This is a genomic window from Streptomyces aurantiaciflavus (genome assembly GCF_049808595.1).
Lineage (GTDB): Bacteria > Actinomycetota > Actinomycetes > Streptomycetales > Streptomycetaceae > Streptomyces.
In genome coordinates, this window is sequence record NZ_JBNCAQ010000024.1 from 132807 (window position 1) to 148957 (window position 16151).

Below are 16151 nucleotides of genomic sequence, written 5' to 3' on the forward strand. Positions count from 1 at the left end.
CTTCCTGTCGTCGGGGCTCAGCCGGCCAGCTCGGCCAGGGCGGTCGCGAACAGCTCGGTGTGGGTGTCCACGTCCTGTTCGGTCGTGTCGGGGCACATGAGGGCCATGTTGTGGAACGGGGTGAGCAGGATGCCCCGGTTGGCGAGGTAGAGGTGCAGGAAGTCCTCCAGCTCGGTGTCGCCGGCGGCCGCGGCCTCGGTGCCGGTGCGGGGCGCGGGGGCGGTGAAGCGGTACTCGGTGCGGGCGCCGAGGCGGCTGACGGACCAGGGCAGGGCGTGGGCGTCGATGCCAGCGCGCACGCCGGCCTCGAAGCGCTCGGCCAGCTTGTGCATGCGGGCGAACGCCTCGTCGGTGAGGACGTGTTCGAGGGTGGCCCGCGTCGCGGCGACGGACAGGGCGTTGCCGGCGAGGGTGCCGCCGACGCCGCCCATGTCCACGAGGTCCAGGTCGTCGCGGCCGAGCAGCCGGTCGGCGAGTTCGGCGGAGAGGCCGTAGGCGCCGGCCGGGATGCCTCCGCCGATGGCCTTGCCGATGGTCAGTACGTCCGGCTCCAGGTCCCAGGCGGCGGTGCAACCGCCGGGGCCCGCCGAGAAGGTGTGCGTCTCGTCGTTGATGAGGAGCGTGCCGTGGCGGCGGGTCAGCTCGCGCACGCCGGCCAGGTAGCCGGGTTCGGGCAGGACGATGCCGATGTTGGTGAGCGCGGGTTCCATGAGGACGGCGGCCACGTCGCCGTGGGCGAGTTCGCGCTCCAGGTGGTCCAGGTCGTTGAACTCGGCGACCCGGCTGGTGAGTGTGACGTCGCACGGGGCGCCGACGTTGCCGGGGCGTGCGGTGCCCCGGCCGTCGGGGCCGGTGACGATCAGGGACTCGTCGACGCTGCCGTGGTAGCAGTAGCTGTTCACCAGGATCTTGGGCCGTGCGGTGACCGCTCTGGCGAGGCGGATGGCCCAGCGGTTGGCGTCGGTCGCGGTCAGCGAGAAGCTCCAGCGGGTCGGTCCGAAGCGGCGGGTCAGCTCGGCCCCGACCCACTCGGCGTCCTCGGTGGGCAGCATGGCGGTCGCGCCGCCGAGGGCGGTGAAGCGGTGCTGGACGGCCTCGGCGACGGCGGCCGGCGAGTGGCCCGCCATGGCGCCGGTGTCACCCAGGCAGAAGTCGATGTACTCCTGCCCGTCGATGTCACGGACCCGGGCGCCGCGCGCGGACTCCAGGTAGCGCGGGAAGGCGCCGGCCGTCTTGTTCATCCAGGTCATCGGCACTCGGCCGAAGAGGTGATCGGCGCGCGCGTAGGCGGCCCGGGAGAGGGGGTTCCGCCGTTCGGCCTCGGCGCTCTCGCGGGCCAGCAGGTGACGCAGTCGGGCACGGTCCATGGCACACCCCGGATGGAGGGACGAGTGAATGCCCGAAATCTACGATCGAAAGAGCGGATGAAGCAAGAGATGACGCTCGAATCGGTCGCTGCGGCAATCGATTCAGCGGTCGTGGCGATCGATTCGGTCGCCGTCCGCGCCGGCCGCGTCCACCGAGGGCGCCGACCGGACCCTGGCCACCGCCGCCGCCACCTGTTCCTGCACGGCCTCCGCCGGTGGCGCGCCCTGTACGGCGGAGACCAGGTCGCGGGCGAGGTGGTGCAGCTTGGTGTTGGTGCGCTGGGAGGCATCGACCAGGACGCGCCAGGCGTCCTGCGCGCTCAGCGCGAAGGACGCCATGAGGATGCCGCGGGCCAGGTCGATGACCGGACGCGTCTGCATGGCCCGTCGCAGCTGTACGACCTCGACGCGCAGGTCCCGTTCGGCGTCGCCCGCGCCGTCGCCCCGCGCGTACGGCGGGGCCGCCGTGTCGTCGTCACGGTGGGGGGCGGGTCCGGGGTCGGCGAACAGGGTGTCGGTCCCGGTGAGGGTGAGCAGCCGTTCGACCGCGGGGCCGGCTGAGCGGATGGCGAGGGTCTTGCCCTGCTCGAGGCCCTGCTGCCGCAGATCGAGCAGCACGTCGAGGGCGGAGCAGTCGCAGAACACCACGTCGCCGAGATCCAGGTCGACGCCGCCGACCGCTGCGGCCAGCGCCGCGCGCAGGGCATGCGTGAGCTGCTCGGCGGACTCGAGGTCGAGTTCGCCGCGGATCACCACGACGACGCGGTCACCGTCGGGCCGGAGGGCGATCTCCGGCACGGGCGTGGTCCGGGCGGGCGGAGCCCCGCTCGTCTCAGCCCGTACGCGGTCGTCCTCGGCGTCGAAGTCGGCCTCGTACGCGGGCTCTGCCATGACCGCCTCCTCCGGTCACTCCGGCTCGAGCTTCCAGAGTCACCCGCAGCCGTGTCATACGTCAACTGATACATGAAATCGAGTTCCGGCATTTGTATACGTGAAAACCTGCCCTTAGGATGGGCTTTATGGAGGGAGTGCCTGAGCCGCATACCGGATGGACGTTCCTGACCAATCACGCCCGCGTACTGGCGGTCATCGCGGACAACCGCAACGCCCGGATCCGCGACATCGCGGCGCGCTGCCGGCTCACCGAACGCGCCGTCCAGAAGATCATTTCCGACCTCGAGCAGGACGGCTACCTGTCCCACGTCCGGGAAGGGCGCGGCAACACCTACCGGATCGAGCCCGGCAAGGTGCTGCGCCACCCGGCCGAGGCGGGTCTGACCGTGGCATCCCTGCTCTCGCTGCTGGTCCAGGACGAGGTGGACCGCACCCGGCAACCCGAGCCCGGACCACGTGGGGCCTGACACCGGCAAAACGTCTCGGTCAAGTCGGGGCGAAGCAAACCTCATTGAGGCCGAGAGAGACGAAGGTCACGAATACGTATCGGACATTTAACGCTTCAATCTTCACACGAGGCACACAAGTTGGCTAGGTTGACGCCAGGCCGCACGATCGACTCCGGCGAACCCCGCCGGCCGCGCGGCCTCCGCCGAGTCCGTGGCACCAGTGGCACGGCCGGAGCCGGGGACCGTCCAGCCCCGGGGTGGACGCTCAACTGCCGGACAGCGCAGTGAGCTCGGGGCGTCCTGGTGACAGGACCGCCCGGATCCACCGCCCACTCGGCCGGCGGAGCACGGAAGGAGTACGTCTTCCATGGCGACGGATCGCACCACGCGCCCCGGGGGCACGGGTTCCGCACGCTTCGAGGACGCCGGCGAGCCGAGCCGCGCGGAGATCCAGCAGCGGATCAGCTCGCTCTACGACCGGGCCGAGACCGACAGCGGGACATTCAACGCCACCCGTGCCATGAAGAACGGCAACCGCCGGACCGTGACCTCCGTGGCCAACACCGCCCGCCGGGCGGCCGATCCGTCACTGGACGCCGTCGCCAAGCAGTGGTTCGACTCGGTGCGCACCCGGATCGGACCGACCACCCCCGCCACCCTGCCCGCCGACCGCCTGCCCGAGCGTCCGGCCCAGGCCTCGCGCCCGCAGCGGCCGGCCGGCTCGGACGCCGTAAGGGAGTTGGAGGGGGGCGGGCGGCCCGCGCTGGAGTCCGGCAGCCGGCTCGAACTGGAGGCGGGCGAGCGCCGGATGCCGGAGCTGACCGCGGGGCCCGTGGCCGCGCTGCCCGCGGTGCCCGCGCAGCGGCAGGAGGAGCCCAAGGCCCTGCTGCCCGCCCCCGCTGCCGCACCGGCCGCTCTCCCCGGGGCCGCTCCCGCGGCGCCGCAGACCTCGCTGCGGAACTCCAAGGAGCAGATCCGGCGCAAGCTCACGACGGCCCGTGAGGTGCTGGCCCGGGCCGTCGCACAGCCGGCGCCGTCCCTCCCGGCGATCGAGTCGCGGCCGGCCGAGCAGACCTGGGACACCGGCGAGCTGCCGGCCCAGCGGCCGACGACGGACACGTGGTCGGGGCAGCGGACGGACGGACGCGGCATCGACATGTCCGGGACGATGAACGCGACCACCCTCGCTCCGACCGCCGGATCCGGCCAGCCGGCCCTCATCTCTGCCCGCATGACCCCGGAGCCGGCCTCGCCCGCCCCCGTGACCATCCCCACGACGCCCGAACCGGTCCGGTCCGCACCCGTGGCCGGCTTCCCGGCACCCGAGACGGGCCTCCTCGCCGCCAGTTACGGCAGCCTGCTGGCGCCGACGCCCGCACCCGCCACGCCGCAAGCCACGCTGCCGGCCCCCGAGTTCACCCTCCCCGCCCCACCACTCCCCTTCCCCGCCGCCGAGTTCGCCGCTCCAGCCCCCGCTCCGGCGCCGGCGCCGATCCCTGCCGCTGCCCCCGCGCCGCAAGCCACGATTCCGGCCCCCGAGTTCACTCTCCCCACCCCCCAACTCCCCTTCCCCACCGCCGAGATCGCCGCTCCGGCTCCCTCCCCGGCTCCCCTGCCTGCCCCCGCCCCCGCGCCCCCACCTGCGCCCGCCGAGGTCACCGGCTACACCACCGGGCCCGCGTATCTCGGCAAGGCGGACAAGGCCCTCGCCTTCGCCCGGGCCCAGATCGGGCGGCCGTGCGTGTGGGGCGCGACGGGGCCCGGGGCGTACGACTGCTCCAGCCTCACCCAGGCCGCCTGGAAGGCGGCCGGCGTGACGCTGCCGCGGGCCGCCATCGACCAGGCCCAGGCCTTCACCCGCGTCGGCCTCGACGAGCTGCAACCCGGTGACCTCGTCTTCTTCCACGACGACCTCAGCCACACGGGACTGTGCTCGGGCAACGGCATGATGATCCACGCCCCGGGCCCCGGCGCGTACATCCGCGAGGAGTCGGTCCACAGCCTCGGAGAGGGCGCCCTGCGCGGCGCCGTGCGCCCCGCCTGAGCACCCGCCCGCTCCTTCTCGGGCCGTGGCCGGTAAGAGACGGTCCCGGTGCCCTTCGCGGCCGTCACACTGGCGTCCGGCCCGTGAAGGAGGGGTGGCCCGATGGGGGACGCGCAGGGGAGCGCACGCAAGGTCGACCGGGGGCGCGAACGGCCCGGCTGCCCGGTGAGCCGTGGGCCGGACGGGTCCTGGCAGGTCCACGGGTACGCGGCCGCCCGCGAGGTGCTGCGCAGTACGCAGACCGTGCAGGCCGGGCTCGGCATCGAGACGGTGGAGAAACTGCCGCCCCGGATCCGCCGTCCCGTGCTGTACCAGGACGGCGCCGAGCACCGGGAGCAGCGGCGGCAGACCGCACGGTTCTTCACGCCGCGCCGCGTGGACGAGCACTACCGCGAGCTGATGGTGCGGGTCGCGGACGAGCAGGTGGCGGCGCTACGGGCGGCCGGTACGGCCCAGTTGTCCGATCTGAGCTTCACCATGGCGATCGAGGTCGTGAGCGACATCATCGGCCTGCGGCACAGCCGTCCGGGCCTGAAGACCAGGCTGGAACGCTTCTTCCCCGAGGAGTTCGGCCGCCCGGGACTGACCAGTGCGCGGGGCCTGTACTGGCTGGTGCGCCAGAACGCGAACTGGCTCCGCATCCACCTCGCCGACGTGCGTCCCGCGATCCGCGCCCACCGCCGCCGCACACGCGACGACCTGATCTCCCACCTGCTGTCCCAAGGCTGCTCGGACGCGGAGATCCTCGGCGAGTGCCTGACGTACGCGGCGGCCGGCATGGTCACCACGCGTGAGTTCATCTGTGTCGCGGCCTGGCACCTGTTCACCGACCCGCAGCTCCTGGACCGGTACCGGGCGGCCGACGAGCCGGAGCGGCTCGGGCTGCTCCAGGAGATCCTGCGGCTGGAACCCGTCGTGGGACGGCTGTCGCGCCGGGCCACCGCGCCTCTGCGGATGCCCACGGCGGACGGCGAGGCCACGGTCGGCCCCGGTGAGCTGATCACCGTCTTCGTCGACGAGGCCAACGCCGACCCGGAGGTCGTGGGCCCCGACCCGCACCGGGTGCGTCCGGGCCGGGTTCCGGCGCTGGGGCCGAGCGCGGCCGGGCTCGCCTTCGGGGACGGCGCCCACCGCTGCCCGGGCGCCTCCGTCGCCGTACTGGAGGCGGACGTCCTGCTCGGCCGGCTCTTCGCGCTCGACGGTCTGCGCATGGCCGGGAAGCCGCGCGTGTCGTTCAAGGACGACATCGGCGGCTACGAGATCAGGGACCTGGTGGTGTCGGTGGCCGAGACGCGGTGAGACCTCAGCGGACCGCCGAGTTCGGACGCGCCTGCGCCCGCCTGGCGTTGTTGTAGACGCGCAGGAGGTGCTTCGAGACCGCGCACGGCACGGTGTCGAAGTGGCACTGGCGGCAGGTGCGGACGTGCTCCTCGTAGGTGGCACGGGCCTGTTGCAGGGCATCCTCAGGAGAGGTCATCGGGGGTCCTCCAGATGGAACGACGGTTGCGGGATCCGGTAGCTACTTGCGAGTAGCCACCCGAGGGTGAAAGTGGATCATGTTACTCACGGTAGTGGAAACTCGGATTCCGGCCGCTTCCGGAACCGCTCTTCCTCACACGGCGTGAACCGATCGGTGCGGGACCCCCGAGGGCCCGGGGAGGCCGTTGTGAGCGACCGTCAGGAATGCGAGGATGCGCGGGATCCGCTCACCACGACGGGAGGCCGGCTTGGGCAGCAGGGACGACGGACGGGGTGCGGCGGCGGTGTTCGACGCGCTGGGGTCCGTGTACGAGAAGGCGTTCGCGCACTCCGAGGCGCACCACCGGTCCCTGGAGTGGCTGCTCGGGCGCCTCGCGCCGGGCAGTCGGGTGCTGGACGTCGGCAGCGGCACGGGCCGGCCGACCGCCGCGACCCTGGTGGCGGCGGGCCACGACGTGCTGGGCGTCGACGTCTCCCCCGTGATGGTCGACCTCGCCGCACGGCAGGTGCCCGGGGCCACCTTCCGGTGCGTGGACGTACGGCGACTTGCGCTGGAAGAAGGCTCGTTCCACGCGGTCTGCGTCTACTTCTCGCTGCTCCAGATGGACCGGGCGGAACAGGCCGCTCTGCTCGGCCGGCTCGCGCGGGCGCTGGTGCCGGGAGGCAGCCTGGTGCTGGCCACGGTGCCGCTGGACGTCGAGGGCGTCGACGCCGTCTTCATGGGGCAGCCGGTGCGGGTCACCAGCTTCGCCGGTGAGGATCTCGTCGAGGTGGTGACCGGGGCCGGCCTGACGGTGCTGGCCGAGGAGAACGCGCTGTTCACCCCGGACCATCCCGAGGGCGGGCCCGAGCCCCATCTCTTCCTGTACTGCGGGCGGGAGTGACGGACCTCAGTCGTCGTAGCGCGCCGCGGTCGCCAGGACCAGCGCGGCCGCTCCCGTGCCGAGGAGCGCGCCGGCCACGACGTCGCCCGGGTAGTGCACGCCGGTGTGGACCCGGGAGTAGCCCACCGCGCAGGCGAGCAGACCCAGCGGGACGGCGCTGACCGGGAGGGTCGGGCCGACGGCGGCCGCGAAGGCGACCGCCGACGCGGTGTGCCCCGACGGGAAGGACGCGGAGTCCGGCATCGGCACGTGACGATGCGGGAACGGCGAGTCCACGGCGCGGTGCGGGCGCGGACGACGCACGAGCCGCTTGCCGAGCAGATTGGCGGTCGCCGAGGCCACCCCGATGGCGGCGACGCCGAGGGCGGCGGCGCGACGCGGCCGACCGCCGCGCAGGGCCAGCAGACCGGCGACCGCGAACGAGATCTTGGAGTGGTCCGCCGCCGCGGACAGCCGGCGCAGAGCGCTGTCCAGGGTGGGTGTCCTGGTCACGGTGACCGTCTCGTACAGGGCCTGGTCCAGGGTGGCGAGGTCGTGCACCAGATGCGGGGTGGACAGCTTCGGCCGGCGGTCAGACATCGTAGGCATCCTTGATCGTACGGGCATCGGGATGGCCGAGCGCGAGGCGGACGATGCGCCTCCAGTCGACCGTGGGTGGCGCGTAGGCGGCGCCGGGGCGGTGCCGGGGCACCCGCACCCGAAGCACGCTGGGCCGTACCGTGCACACGACCGGGGTGGGCAGTTCGAGGGCCTCGCCGTCGACGGCGACCGGGATGTGGTCCTGGTCGGCCTCCACGGTGACGCGCCGGGAGGTGAGCGAGGTGATCCCGCTGGCCCGTTCGCCGAGCAGCGCCAGTTCGGCGGCCTGGGCGGCGCCCTCCACGCGGACCCCGATGACGCCGAGCAGGCCCGTGTCCAGCCGGGGGCGGCGGCCGCCGCCGAGCGGGTCGGCGCGGGCGTAGGCGTTGTTGCTGACCAGGAGCGCCTGCGGGGCGTGCACGCGGGCGTCGTCGGTGCGGACGTCCAGGGTGGTGCCGCCGTCGCCCAGCAGCAGGTCGGGCAGGTGGTCGAGGGTGGTGGCGGCCTTCGCGTCGCGGTACTGCGGGTTCTGCACGATCTCCGCGTACGCGCCGAAGGAGACGGTGTTGACGAACGGCCGCCCGTCGACGTCGCCGAGGTCGACGCGGAATTCGACGCCGCTGACGAGGGCGTCGAGGCTGCGCACGGGGTCGGTGCGGTCCAGGCCGAGGTCCATGGCGAAGTGGTTGCGGGTGCCGGCGGCGATGACCATGAACGGCAGGTCGTGCTCCGCGGCCACCGCCGCCACCAGCGCCTGGGTGCCGTCGCCGCCCGCGACGCCGAGCAGGTCCGCACCGTCGGCGACGGCCCGCCGGGCCTCCGCGACGGGATCGGTGTAGGCGCCGTCGGTGCCCAGCAGGACCACCTTGGCGCCCAGCTCCTCCGCCCGCTCGACGAGGCCGTACTTCTCGACCTTCCCGCCGCCCGACTTCACGTTCATGATCAGGACCGGTCGGAGCGGCGGCAGTGCCTTGCGCCCGTGCATGCCCTTGGGGCGGCGCAGCGTGCGCAGTGCGGCGCGGGCCGCGGCCAGGGCGGCCGCCCAGAGCGCGACCGCGCCCACCGCGACCACCCACAGTCCCGACGCGGCGTACAGCACGAGCACCCCGACGGGCGCGGTGACGGCGAGCAGACCGCCCAGCAGCCTCGCCCCGCCCCGGTGCGCCAGCATCCACCACACGCCCGCCCCGGCCAGCGCGAGCCCGGCGAGTCCGGCGAGCAGGACCAGCCAGCCGCCGGATCCGGCGCCGCCCGCCACGACCGCGGCGCAGCCGGCGACCAGCAGCAGGGCGAGCCGCGCCCATCCGCGCGCGCGACTGACCACGCCGTACGGGCGGGCCGTGGCCCTGGTTCTCTTCGTAGGTGTCTTGTTCATCCTGCGCCCGCCATGCTGCGAGGTCCCCCTGTTCCGCCCAGACAGCGCCATGAGTCTCCCGCCTGCCCAGGACGCCCTGTGACCCCTGCGTCCATGGTCATGACGAGGGCTCCGCCCGGCATCCCGGGAGGCCGGTCGATCAATTGTCCATGCCGCAGCAATCGCTCGCGCCCGGGGTCCCGGCGGCGGTGTCGAGGCGACAGAAGCAGGACGCCTCCACGGGTACGTCCGTCAGCGCGGTCGCGAACTTCAGCTGCTGGGCGACGATCCGCGCCTCGCCCTCCTTGCCGAGCCGGAGGAGGCACTCGTGCAGGCCGTGCAGGGACCAGACGTTGCCGGGGTGCTGGGAGGGGCGCGGCAGCGTGTCGTCGAGGCCGAGGTCGGCGCGGTAGACGGCCTCGGCCTCCGCGACCCGCCCCTGCTCGAGGAGCAGGGCGCCGTACGCGTGGCGGGTGGGCTGCATCCAGCCCCAGGGTTCGTCGTAGGGAAGGTTGTCGTCGAGCTCGATCGACCGTTCCAGGGCGGTGAAGGCGGCCTCGTGGTCGCCCTTGCGGTACTCGAGTTCGCCTTCGAGCATCAGGGCGGCGATCGCGAGGATGTCGGCGCAGGTGTTGTTGAAGAGCATGCGGGTCGCCGGAACGCGGGCGACCGCCTCGTGGAACAGCGTTCGTTCCGCCTCGGCCTCCGGGATGCGGCCGGTCGCGGAGAGCGCGACGCCGCGGGCGTAGTGCCGCATCGCGGTGGTCATGCTGTAGAGCTCCGGATCGGCGGGCTCCGGGAGCTCCAGGACGTCGGCCCAGCGGCCGAAGCGGATCAGCACGTGCACACGCATGGCGAGGAAGGCCTCCAGCCAGTCCGCCATGGGCGGGCTCTCCACCCGCAGCAGCTCCTCCGGCAGGGACGCCTCCAGCCTGTCGGCGGCCTCCAGGGCGACCTGCGACTGGCCGAGGAACAGCGCACCGTAGATCTTGAAGTGGAGGTTGTGGGACCGGTACAGGGTGTAGAAGTTCATCGCCCCGGCCCGCTCGCGGTACTTCTCGTCGGCGGCGATCGCCCTCGTGTTGTCCGACACCACCGCGCGGTAGTCGCCGCACAGCACCTCCAGGTGCGAGGGCATGTGCTGCAGGTGCCCGGCGTCGGGCACCAGGTCGCGCAGCCGGTCGGCGGCCGGCAGGGCCGTCTCGGGGGACGGCGACATCTCCATCAGGTGGACGTACATGTGCAGGATCCCCGGATGCCATGCCCCGGCGGCCGTGGCGAGCGCCCGCTCGAGCACGGCCCGCGCCTCCCGGGTGCGCGCGCCCTCGGCGGGCTCGCCCGTGCGCAGGTCCCACAGCTGCCAGGGCGTCAGGTTCATCAGGGCGTCGGCGTACAGGGTGGCCACGTCGAGGTCGTCCGGGGCCAGTTCGTACACGGCGCGCATGGCGTCGGCGTAGGGCGCGTTCCACACCGAGCAGTCCTTCGCGGGCCGTCCCTGCGGGTAGCGGGCGCGCAGGGCGCCGATCAGGGCCCGTTCGACGGGGGTGGCGTCCGCGGCCTTGTCGTGGGCGAGCTCGACGGCCGCGTGGGCGCGCTCGACGGTCCCGGCCAGGTCCCGGTCGTCGAAGAACTCCCAGGGTTTGTTGTAGTTGGGGCCGAGTGCGTAGGCGATGCCCCAGTGGGCCATCGCGCAGTCGGGGTCGGCCCGGACGGCGGCCTCGAAACACGAGACCGCCTCCTCGTGGTGGAAGCCGTACGACCAGACCAGGCCCCGGTCGAACCAGCGTCGGGCCTCGGCCGAGGCTGTCGTGACGGGCCGGCCGTGGGTGCCGAGGTCGTAGTCGTACTCCATGTCTTCCATGGTGCTCCCCTGCTCGCGCGGCCGCCCGGTTGTCCGGTGCCGGTGTGGGGGGGGGGGGGGGGGGGCGGCCCGCCCCCCCCCCCCCCCACCCCCGGCCCGGGGGGGGGGGGGGGGGGGGGGGGGCGGGGGGGCCCGTGCCCGGCCCCCCCCCGCGACATATACCGCGCGTCCCGGTGGAGGAGGAGCTGGTCGCGTCCGGGTGCACCCGAACGTGCCCGGTTCCCTCGGCGGGAGCTCAGTACGGGCGCCTCGCGGTACGCCGCAGGAGGACGAAACCGCCGATCAACAGGAGCCCTCCGGCGGCCGCAGGCCACAGACTCGCGCCGGTGTCGGCCAGGCCGCCCTGCGCCTGGGGCGCGGGCACGGGCACGGTGTCGCCCGCGTCGGCCGGGGGCGGCGTCTGCTGCGGGGCCGTCGCGGCGGTGCCGGCGTCGCCCTCCGCGCCGGTGTCCGGGGCGGGCGCGGTCGGGGCCTGGGTCGACTTGGTCGTCGGCCTGGTGTCGGCGCGGGGTTCCGCGCTGACGGGAGTGTCGGCGGAACCGGCGTCGCCCGCGTTCGGCTGGCCCTGGGGCGCCTGGGGGTTCTGGGCGGGCGGCTGCTGCCGGCCGCCGTCCTGACCCTGGTCCTGGCCGCCTTGGCCCTGGCCGCCCCGGCCCTGGTTCTGGTCCTGGCCGCCCTGGTCCTGGCCTTGACCCTGGTTCTGCCCCTGGTCCTGACCCTGACCGCCGTCCTGGCCACCCTGGTCCTGACCCTGACCGCCGTCCTGGCCGTCCTGGCCACCCTGGTCCTGGCCCTGGTCGGCGCCGTCGCCGCCCGCACCGCCGCCGGCGCCTCCGCCGTTGTCACCGCCGGCGTCGCCGCCGTTGTCGCCCCCGCCGTTGTTGTCGCCGCCTCCGTTGTCGCCGCCGGCGCCGGAGCCCGCGCCGCAGGTGCGGCCCTCGTTGATGCAGTCGACCATCTCGTTCATCAGACCCTCGTCGAAGACGTTGATGAAGTCGCCGTGGTCGGTGACCGGCTTGTGCAGCTGCTCCGGGAAGGAGTCCACCGCGAACAGCGGGGTCGTACGGCCGCCGTCCTGCAGGCTCGGCGCGTCGACGTCGTAGACGATCCGCTGCACGAGCTGCGGGATGGCCTGGAAGCCGCCCGGGCAGCTGCCGTCGGCGGCGGCGAACGCCACGTGCGTGCGGTGGTTGGCGCTGTCGATGTTGGTGCCGTCCCAGCAGCTCTGGAAGCGGAAGGTGCGCACCACGTCGCTGCCGTCCGGGCAGAGCGGGTACTTGTCCTTCAGCTGCCGGTCCTCGAAGCCGGTGCAGCTCCAGGACGCGTTGGCGTTGGCGGTGCCGTTGACGAACGCCTTGGCGTCGCCGGTGATGATGCGCAGCAGCCGGGGCATGGCCGTGACCTTGGACCGCGGGTTGCCGACGAAGGTCAGGGTGACCTGCTTGGGGGTGACGATCTCACCGGCGTTGCCCTCGATGCCACCGCCGGGAGAGTTGGCGTCCTGCTCCTGGGTGCCGTTCTGCAGGCGCAGGACCGGCCAGTAGTACGAGGACTTGTCGCCCTGGTCCACACAGCTGGTGTCGCCGCCCGCGAGGTCCTCGTCGGAGGCGAAGGCGTCGTTGGCCTGGTTGCCGACGTAGTCGTGGAAGTGGTGGGCGCCGTTGGTGACGCCCGGGGCGACGATCACGTTGTCGGAGTTGAACACGCCGTTCTCGTTGACGCCGCAGCTGGAGGCGAAGGTGCCGCCGGAGGGGCCGGCGGCGGGGTCCGCGGCCTGCTGGGCGGGCTGGACGGTGGTGATGTCCACGAAGTCGGCGGCCACAGGACCGTTTCCGGCCTGGCCGCCGTTGCCCTGCTGGCCGTTGTCGCCCTGGCCGTTGTCGCCCTGGCCGTTGTCGCCCTGGCCGTCGTTCTGACCGGCTCCCTGGTCCTGGCCGCCGCCGTTCCCGGAGTTCGCCGCGCCGGCCTGGTCGTCGGCGGTGCGCAGGGTGCAGGCGGCGAGCTCCTCCAGGCCCTGCGGGCGGTCGCCGACGCGGTCGATGGCGACGGCGATGCGCTCGATCGTCGCGCCGCGCTTCTCCTTCAGCGGGTTCATCACCGCGTTGTCGGCGAAGCCGACGTCCTCGCGCACGGCCTGCGCGGAGTCCTGGAGTTGGCGGTAGGCGGCGGCGATCTGCTGGTCCAGCAGGGCGAGTTCGCGGTCGACCTCCGCGCCGGCCGCCTCCGGCACGTCGGTCAGCCGGGTGCCGACGTCGGGGCAGTCGATGGTGACGGAGCCCGACGTCCAGGGCCCACCCGCGTCGTCCTCGGTGGCGGAGGCGTAGACGTTCGCGGCCATGAGCCCTCCGCCGCCCAGCATCAGCGCGACCGCGGCGAAGGTCGCGCGCCGTCCGCCCGTCGGGCGCCTGCGCCTGTTGTGTCCCACGGGGTACTCCAAAACGTCGTCGGCGGCCAGGACATGAAAATCCCCCGGCCCTATACGCAGCCGGACACCGCGGCGTTCAACCGCCCCGCGAATTCACAGCAACCTCATAGGAGAACCTCGTCAAAGTGGCACCCTGCCCTGCGGCTTCGCGAGCATTTCGGGGGTCTGCTCCGGTTCCGCCTCGGGTGCGCGCCGGAACAGGATCCGCCGCCACCGGTCTCCCTGTCCGTGCAGCAGGCCGAGCACGACGGCGGCGGCGACGGCGATCAGGTGTTCGCGCCCGGCCAGGTTGGGCTTGGCGATCGACTCCCACACCATGGAGCCGCCGGTGAGGAAGAAGACGACCGGGGCGCGCCGGACCACCGAGAGGTAGGTGAAGAGCCCGACGACCGCCGCGGACGGTCCGGTGTCGAGCACCTCCCCCGCCTCGGGCGGCAGTCCGAACCCGAAGCGGTCCGGCCCCGCGGCGATCATCACCCGTGCCGTCAGGGTGCCGGCCAGCGTGGACGCGTAGGCGACCGCGAGGGTCCTGGCCCGGCCGAGGGTGACCTCGGACAGGGCGAACGCGAGGAACAGCTGGGTGATGCCCGCCCACACCGGCAGGTCGAGCGCCGGGACGTACAGAGAGACAGGGGTGCGCAGCAGGGCCAGCCACAGAGGCAGGTCGCCCTGGACGCCGCCCACGGCGCGCACCACGTCCGCACCGGCCGGCCGTTGCGCGAGGGCGTGGAAGAAGATCACGCCACCGCAGGCGACGAACGCCAGCAGCAGCCCCCCGGGACCGCGCCGGCGCAGCCGTCGTACAGGATCGACGACGATGGCGTGCCACTCGGCGCACAGCGTGCGCCCGACGAAGGCGGCCGCCCGGGCCGACGCGCCGGCCAGCCGTTTCCCGGTGTCGGCGCCATGACCGCGCCACTCGCTCCCGCCGTGACGCCGTTCCTGTGTTTGACCCACGATGCCCAAGGTCTCCCCAACCGCTCACCGCACACCTGGGTGTACGGCCCGATCCCGTGCCCGTGCGAACGGTGCGGCCGAGGGGGGCCGGACCGCACGCCGGGGTCACTCGCCCTGGTAGACGTCAGGACGGCCGTCGAGGATTACTCGGCCCGCCCGCGATCAGGCCGGACGCCGGAGCCGACGCGACGGGAGGGCCGCGTCGACACCGCGCTCGACGAGGAGTCCGTGCCGCTGAGGAAGCTCGCGTCCGGGCCGGGGAGGCAGGCCGTGGCGGCGGCGCTGTCGTCGGGGGTGCGGAGGGGCCGGAGGCCGTCGCGGTGTGGGCGGGTGTGGGCAAGGTCACGGGCTGCCGCGCCGGCCGGCCAAGGGCAGCCCACCACCCCCAGGCGTTCACCAGAACCTGACAGCCCGTCACGACCGCGTAACACCGGTGGGATAATCTCACCCTGTGGAACGCACTGACCAGCGGAATATGACACCGGCCGCGTTACGTCGCCAGGCCACCCGGACCGGCCCCGGAACCATGGGCCCTCGCACGTCACGGAAGCGTGCCGCGTGAGCGGACCGTCGCCCGTGGCGGCCCCACCCGCAGGCCCGCCCGCAGCCCCACCCGCGGTCGACCCCGTACCGGCCCTGCTGGCCGACGGTCTCCTCACCGAACGGCTCGCCCTCGCCGTGCCGGAGCGCACCCGGGTCGTCGTGGCGCGGTACGAGATCCCGCCGGGCGGTGAGCTGCCCTGGCACTACCACGAGGGACGGGTCGTCGCCGTGGTGACCGCCGGGACGCTCACCCGGACACTGGCGGACGGATCCGACTGCGTCACCCCCGCCGGGGAGTGCATCGTGGAGCCGGTGGGACCGCAGGGCGTGCACAAGGCGGAGAACCGGGGGACGGAGACCCTGTCCATCGTCGCCCTGTTCTTCCAGCCCGACGGCAGCCCGTTGTCCACGCGCGCGGCGGCGCCGGAGGCGGCCGTGCGCCGCTGAGGCGAGGGGCGGCGGTACCGCGGACGGGTGTCGGGCGCTCCTTGCTTGCATCGCACGGCGCCGCCGACGCGTATCCCGTGCTCCTCACCTCCACAGCTCACCGCTGTCGCACACCCGCGCCCCCATGTTCCGCTCCATCATCCGCAGCGCGGCGTCCGCGAGGTCGGCGTGGATGTGGGCCACGGCGTCCCTCGGGACGGTGACCCCGAGGTGACGGATGTGGGCGTCGAGGGCCGAGTACAGGACGCACTGCTCGGTGACCTGGCCGCACAGGACGAGCCGGTCGATGCCCTCCTGGTCGAGCAGGTAGGCCAGCGGCGTCTCGAAGAAGATCGAGTGGCGGGCCTTGACCACGAAGAGGGCGGTGTCGTCGGGCCGCAGCGGCTCGACGAGGTCCGCGTGCGGGCCGGCGAGGGCCGCCTCGAGGAGTTCGCCGTGGTGGGACCGCCACTGGCCGAAGTTGTCGTTGACGTAGACGACGGGGACGCCGGCCCGGCGCGCCCGGTCCAGGAGTGCGGCCGCCACCGGGACGACCCTGCGTGCCGACGGCAGGAGCAGGTCGGCGTCCGCGTGGTCGTACGTGTTGATCATGTCGATGACGATCAGTGCGGTCTTGCCCATGTCCGCATGGGTTCCCCCGGGCGCGCGGGGTTGACGGGGGGTCACTCGACCGCTCCGGGGAACGCCGGGGGCTGGTGCGGGTCCCGGCCGGCTTGACAGTGGGAGAAGTCGGCACCGGCCGGGAGCGGACGCTGGTCGCGGAGGACCCCGGCCGCTCCCCCACCGTAGGACGCTCGCGGCGGGTCCGCCCGGCGGGCGGGTGCGGCGGGTGACGACAGGCCGGTGGGCCCGGCCCGCGCATCGGGGC

General features: G+C 73.5%; 14 protein-coding genes and 1 pseudogene. 5 read left to right on the top strand and 10 right to left on the bottom strand.

What is annotated here, in order from left to right; all coding sequences use genetic code 11:
* Positions 1-17 precede the first annotated feature (17 nt).
* Both ACPT94_RS27230 and ACPT94_RS27235 read right to left on the bottom strand, forming a co-directional pair.
* Positions 18-1367 carry a transaminase gene (locus ACPT94_RS27230; protein WP_360341454.1) on the bottom strand — a complete coding sequence of 450 codons (1350 nt, stop codon included), beginning with the start codon at positions 1365-1367 and terminating at the stop codon, positions 18-20.
* A gap of 102 nt (positions 1368-1469) precedes the next feature.
* On the bottom strand, positions 1470-2258 hold the full coding sequence (locus ACPT94_RS27235) for an anti-sigma factor antagonist (RefSeq protein WP_360341457.1): 789 nt from the start codon (positions 2256-2258) through the stop codon (positions 1470-1472).
* A 128-nt stretch (positions 2259-2386) separates the two neighbouring features.
* On the opposite strand from ACPT94_RS27235, the gene ACPT94_RS27240 reads away from it, so the two are divergent.
* From ACPT94_RS27240 to ACPT94_RS27250, 3 genes are all read left to right on the top strand, one after another.
* Positions 2387-2728 (top strand): helix-turn-helix transcriptional regulator, encoded by a 342-nt coding sequence (locus tag ACPT94_RS27240; protein WP_360341460.1) that lies wholly within the window; start codon positions 2387-2389, stop codon positions 2726-2728.
* A 349-nt stretch (positions 2729-3077) separates the two neighbouring features.
* Positions 3078-4754 (top strand): C40 family peptidase, encoded by a 1677-nt coding sequence (locus ACPT94_RS27245; protein ID WP_425247050.1) that lies wholly within the window; start codon positions 3078-3080, stop codon positions 4752-4754.
* A gap of 102 nt (positions 4755-4856) precedes the next feature.
* Positions 4857-6053: a cytochrome P450 gene (locus ACPT94_RS27250; RefSeq protein ID WP_425247051.1), complete on the top strand. Its 1197-nt coding sequence runs from the start codon at positions 4857-4859 to the stop codon at positions 6051-6053.
* 4 nt (positions 6054-6057) lie between these two features.
* On the opposite strand, the gene ACPT94_RS27255 is transcribed toward ACPT94_RS27250, so the two are convergent.
* Entirely contained in the window at positions 6058-6231 is a 174-nt protein-coding gene (locus ACPT94_RS27255; RefSeq protein WP_360341466.1) for a hypothetical protein, read from the bottom strand.
* A gap of 250 nt (positions 6232-6481) precedes the next feature.
* Here ACPT94_RS27255 and ACPT94_RS27260 point away from each other — a divergent pair, with 250 nt between their 5' ends.
* Positions 6482-7117 (top strand): class I SAM-dependent methyltransferase, encoded by a 636-nt coding sequence (locus ACPT94_RS27260; RefSeq protein ID WP_360341469.1) that lies wholly within the window; start codon positions 6482-6484, stop codon positions 7115-7117.
* A gap of 6 nt (positions 7118-7123) precedes the next feature.
* On the opposite strand, the gene ACPT94_RS27265 is transcribed toward ACPT94_RS27260, so the two are convergent.
* The 5 genes from ACPT94_RS27265 to ACPT94_RS27285 all read right to left on the bottom strand — a co-directional run bounded on the left by ACPT94_RS27265 (position 7124) and on the right by ACPT94_RS27285 (position 14221).
* Positions 7124-7696 (bottom strand): phosphatase PAP2 family protein, encoded by a 573-nt coding sequence (locus ACPT94_RS27265; protein WP_360341472.1) that lies wholly within the window; start codon positions 7694-7696, stop codon positions 7124-7126.
* Positions 7689-9071 carry a diacylglycerol/lipid kinase family protein gene (locus tag ACPT94_RS27270; RefSeq protein WP_425247052.1) on the bottom strand — a complete coding sequence of 461 codons (1383 nt, stop codon included), beginning with the start codon at positions 9069-9071 and terminating at the stop codon, positions 7689-7691. The genes ACPT94_RS27265 and ACPT94_RS27270 overlap by 8 nt, the downstream gene beginning before the upstream one ends.
* A 139-nt stretch (positions 9072-9210) precedes the next feature.
* The gene (locus tag ACPT94_RS27275) at positions 9211-10902 is read right to left on the bottom strand and encodes a tetratricopeptide repeat protein (protein WP_425247059.1); all 1692 of its coding nucleotides are present in this window, start codon (positions 10900-10902) and stop codon (positions 9211-9213) included.
* 244 nt (positions 10903-11146) lie between these two features.
* The gene (locus ACPT94_RS27280; protein WP_425247060.1) at positions 11147-13249 is read right to left on the bottom strand and encodes a DUF1996 domain-containing protein; all 2103 of its coding nucleotides are present in this window, start codon (positions 13247-13249) and stop codon (positions 11147-11149) included.
* A gap of 207 nt (positions 13250-13456) precedes the next feature.
* Positions 13457-14221 carry a hypothetical protein gene (locus ACPT94_RS27285; protein ID WP_425247061.1) on the bottom strand — a complete coding sequence of 255 codons (765 nt, stop codon included), beginning with the start codon at positions 14219-14221 and terminating at the stop codon, positions 13457-13459.
* A 630-nt stretch (positions 14222-14851) separates the two neighbouring features.
* On the opposite strand from ACPT94_RS27285, the gene ACPT94_RS27290 reads away from it, so the two are divergent.
* Complete coding sequence (locus ACPT94_RS27290) at positions 14852-15283, top strand: cupin domain-containing protein (protein WP_425247053.1); 432 nt, start codon at positions 14852-14854, stop codon at positions 15281-15283.
* 84 nt (positions 15284-15367) lie between these two features.
* Here ACPT94_RS27290 and ACPT94_RS27295 read toward each other — a convergent pair whose 3' ends face one another.
* On the bottom strand, positions 15368-15904 hold the full coding sequence (locus ACPT94_RS27295) for a cysteine hydrolase family protein (protein ID WP_360341481.1): 537 nt from the start codon (positions 15902-15904) through the stop codon (positions 15368-15370).
* 41 nt (positions 15905-15945) lie between these two features.
* Positions 15946-16151, bottom strand: a pseudogene (locus tag ACPT94_RS27300) (hypothetical protein); the annotation flags it as partial.

What these genes read in the sequence shown, in the direction of transcription:
- ACPT94_RS27230 (WP_360341454.1), bottom strand. Translation starts at nt 1,367, where the DNA reads ATGGACCGTGCCCGACTGCGTCACCTGCTGGCCCGCGAGAGCGCCGAG.
- ACPT94_RS27235 (WP_360341457.1), bottom strand. Translation starts at nt 2,258, where the DNA reads ATGGCAGAGCCCGCGTACGAGGCCGACTTCGACGCCGAGGACGACCGC.
- ACPT94_RS27240 (WP_360341460.1), top strand. Translation starts at nt 2,387, where the DNA reads ATGGAGGGAGTGCCTGAGCCGCATACCGGATGGACGTTCCTGACCAAT.
- ACPT94_RS27245 (WP_425247050.1), top strand. Translation starts at nt 3,078, where the DNA reads ATGGCGACGGATCGCACCACGCGCCCCGGGGGCACGGGTTCCGCACGC.
- ACPT94_RS27250 (WP_425247051.1), top strand. Translation starts at nt 4,857, where the DNA reads ATGGGGGACGCGCAGGGGAGCGCACGCAAGGTCGACCGGGGGCGCGAA.
- ACPT94_RS27255 (WP_360341466.1), bottom strand. Translation starts at nt 6,231, where the DNA reads ATGACCTCTCCTGAGGATGCCCTGCAACAGGCCCGTGCCACCTACGAG.
- ACPT94_RS27265 (WP_360341472.1), bottom strand. Translation starts at nt 7,696, where the DNA reads ATGTCTGACCGCCGGCCGAAGCTGTCCACCCCGCATCTGGTGCACGAC.
- ACPT94_RS27270 (WP_425247052.1), bottom strand. Translation starts at nt 9,071, where the DNA reads ATGAACAAGACACCTACGAAGAGAACCAGGGCCACGGCCCGCCCGTAC.
- ACPT94_RS27275 (WP_425247059.1), bottom strand. Translation starts at nt 10,902, where the DNA reads ATGGAGTACGACTACGACCTCGGCACCCACGGCCGGCCCGTCACGACA.
- ACPT94_RS27280 (WP_425247060.1), bottom strand. Translation starts at nt 13,249, where the DNA reads ATGGCCGCGAACGTCTACGCCTCCGCCACCGAGGACGACGCGGGTGGG.
- ACPT94_RS27295 (WP_360341481.1), bottom strand. Translation starts at nt 15,904, where the DNA reads ATGGGCAAGACCGCACTGATCGTCATCGACATGATCAACACGTACGAC.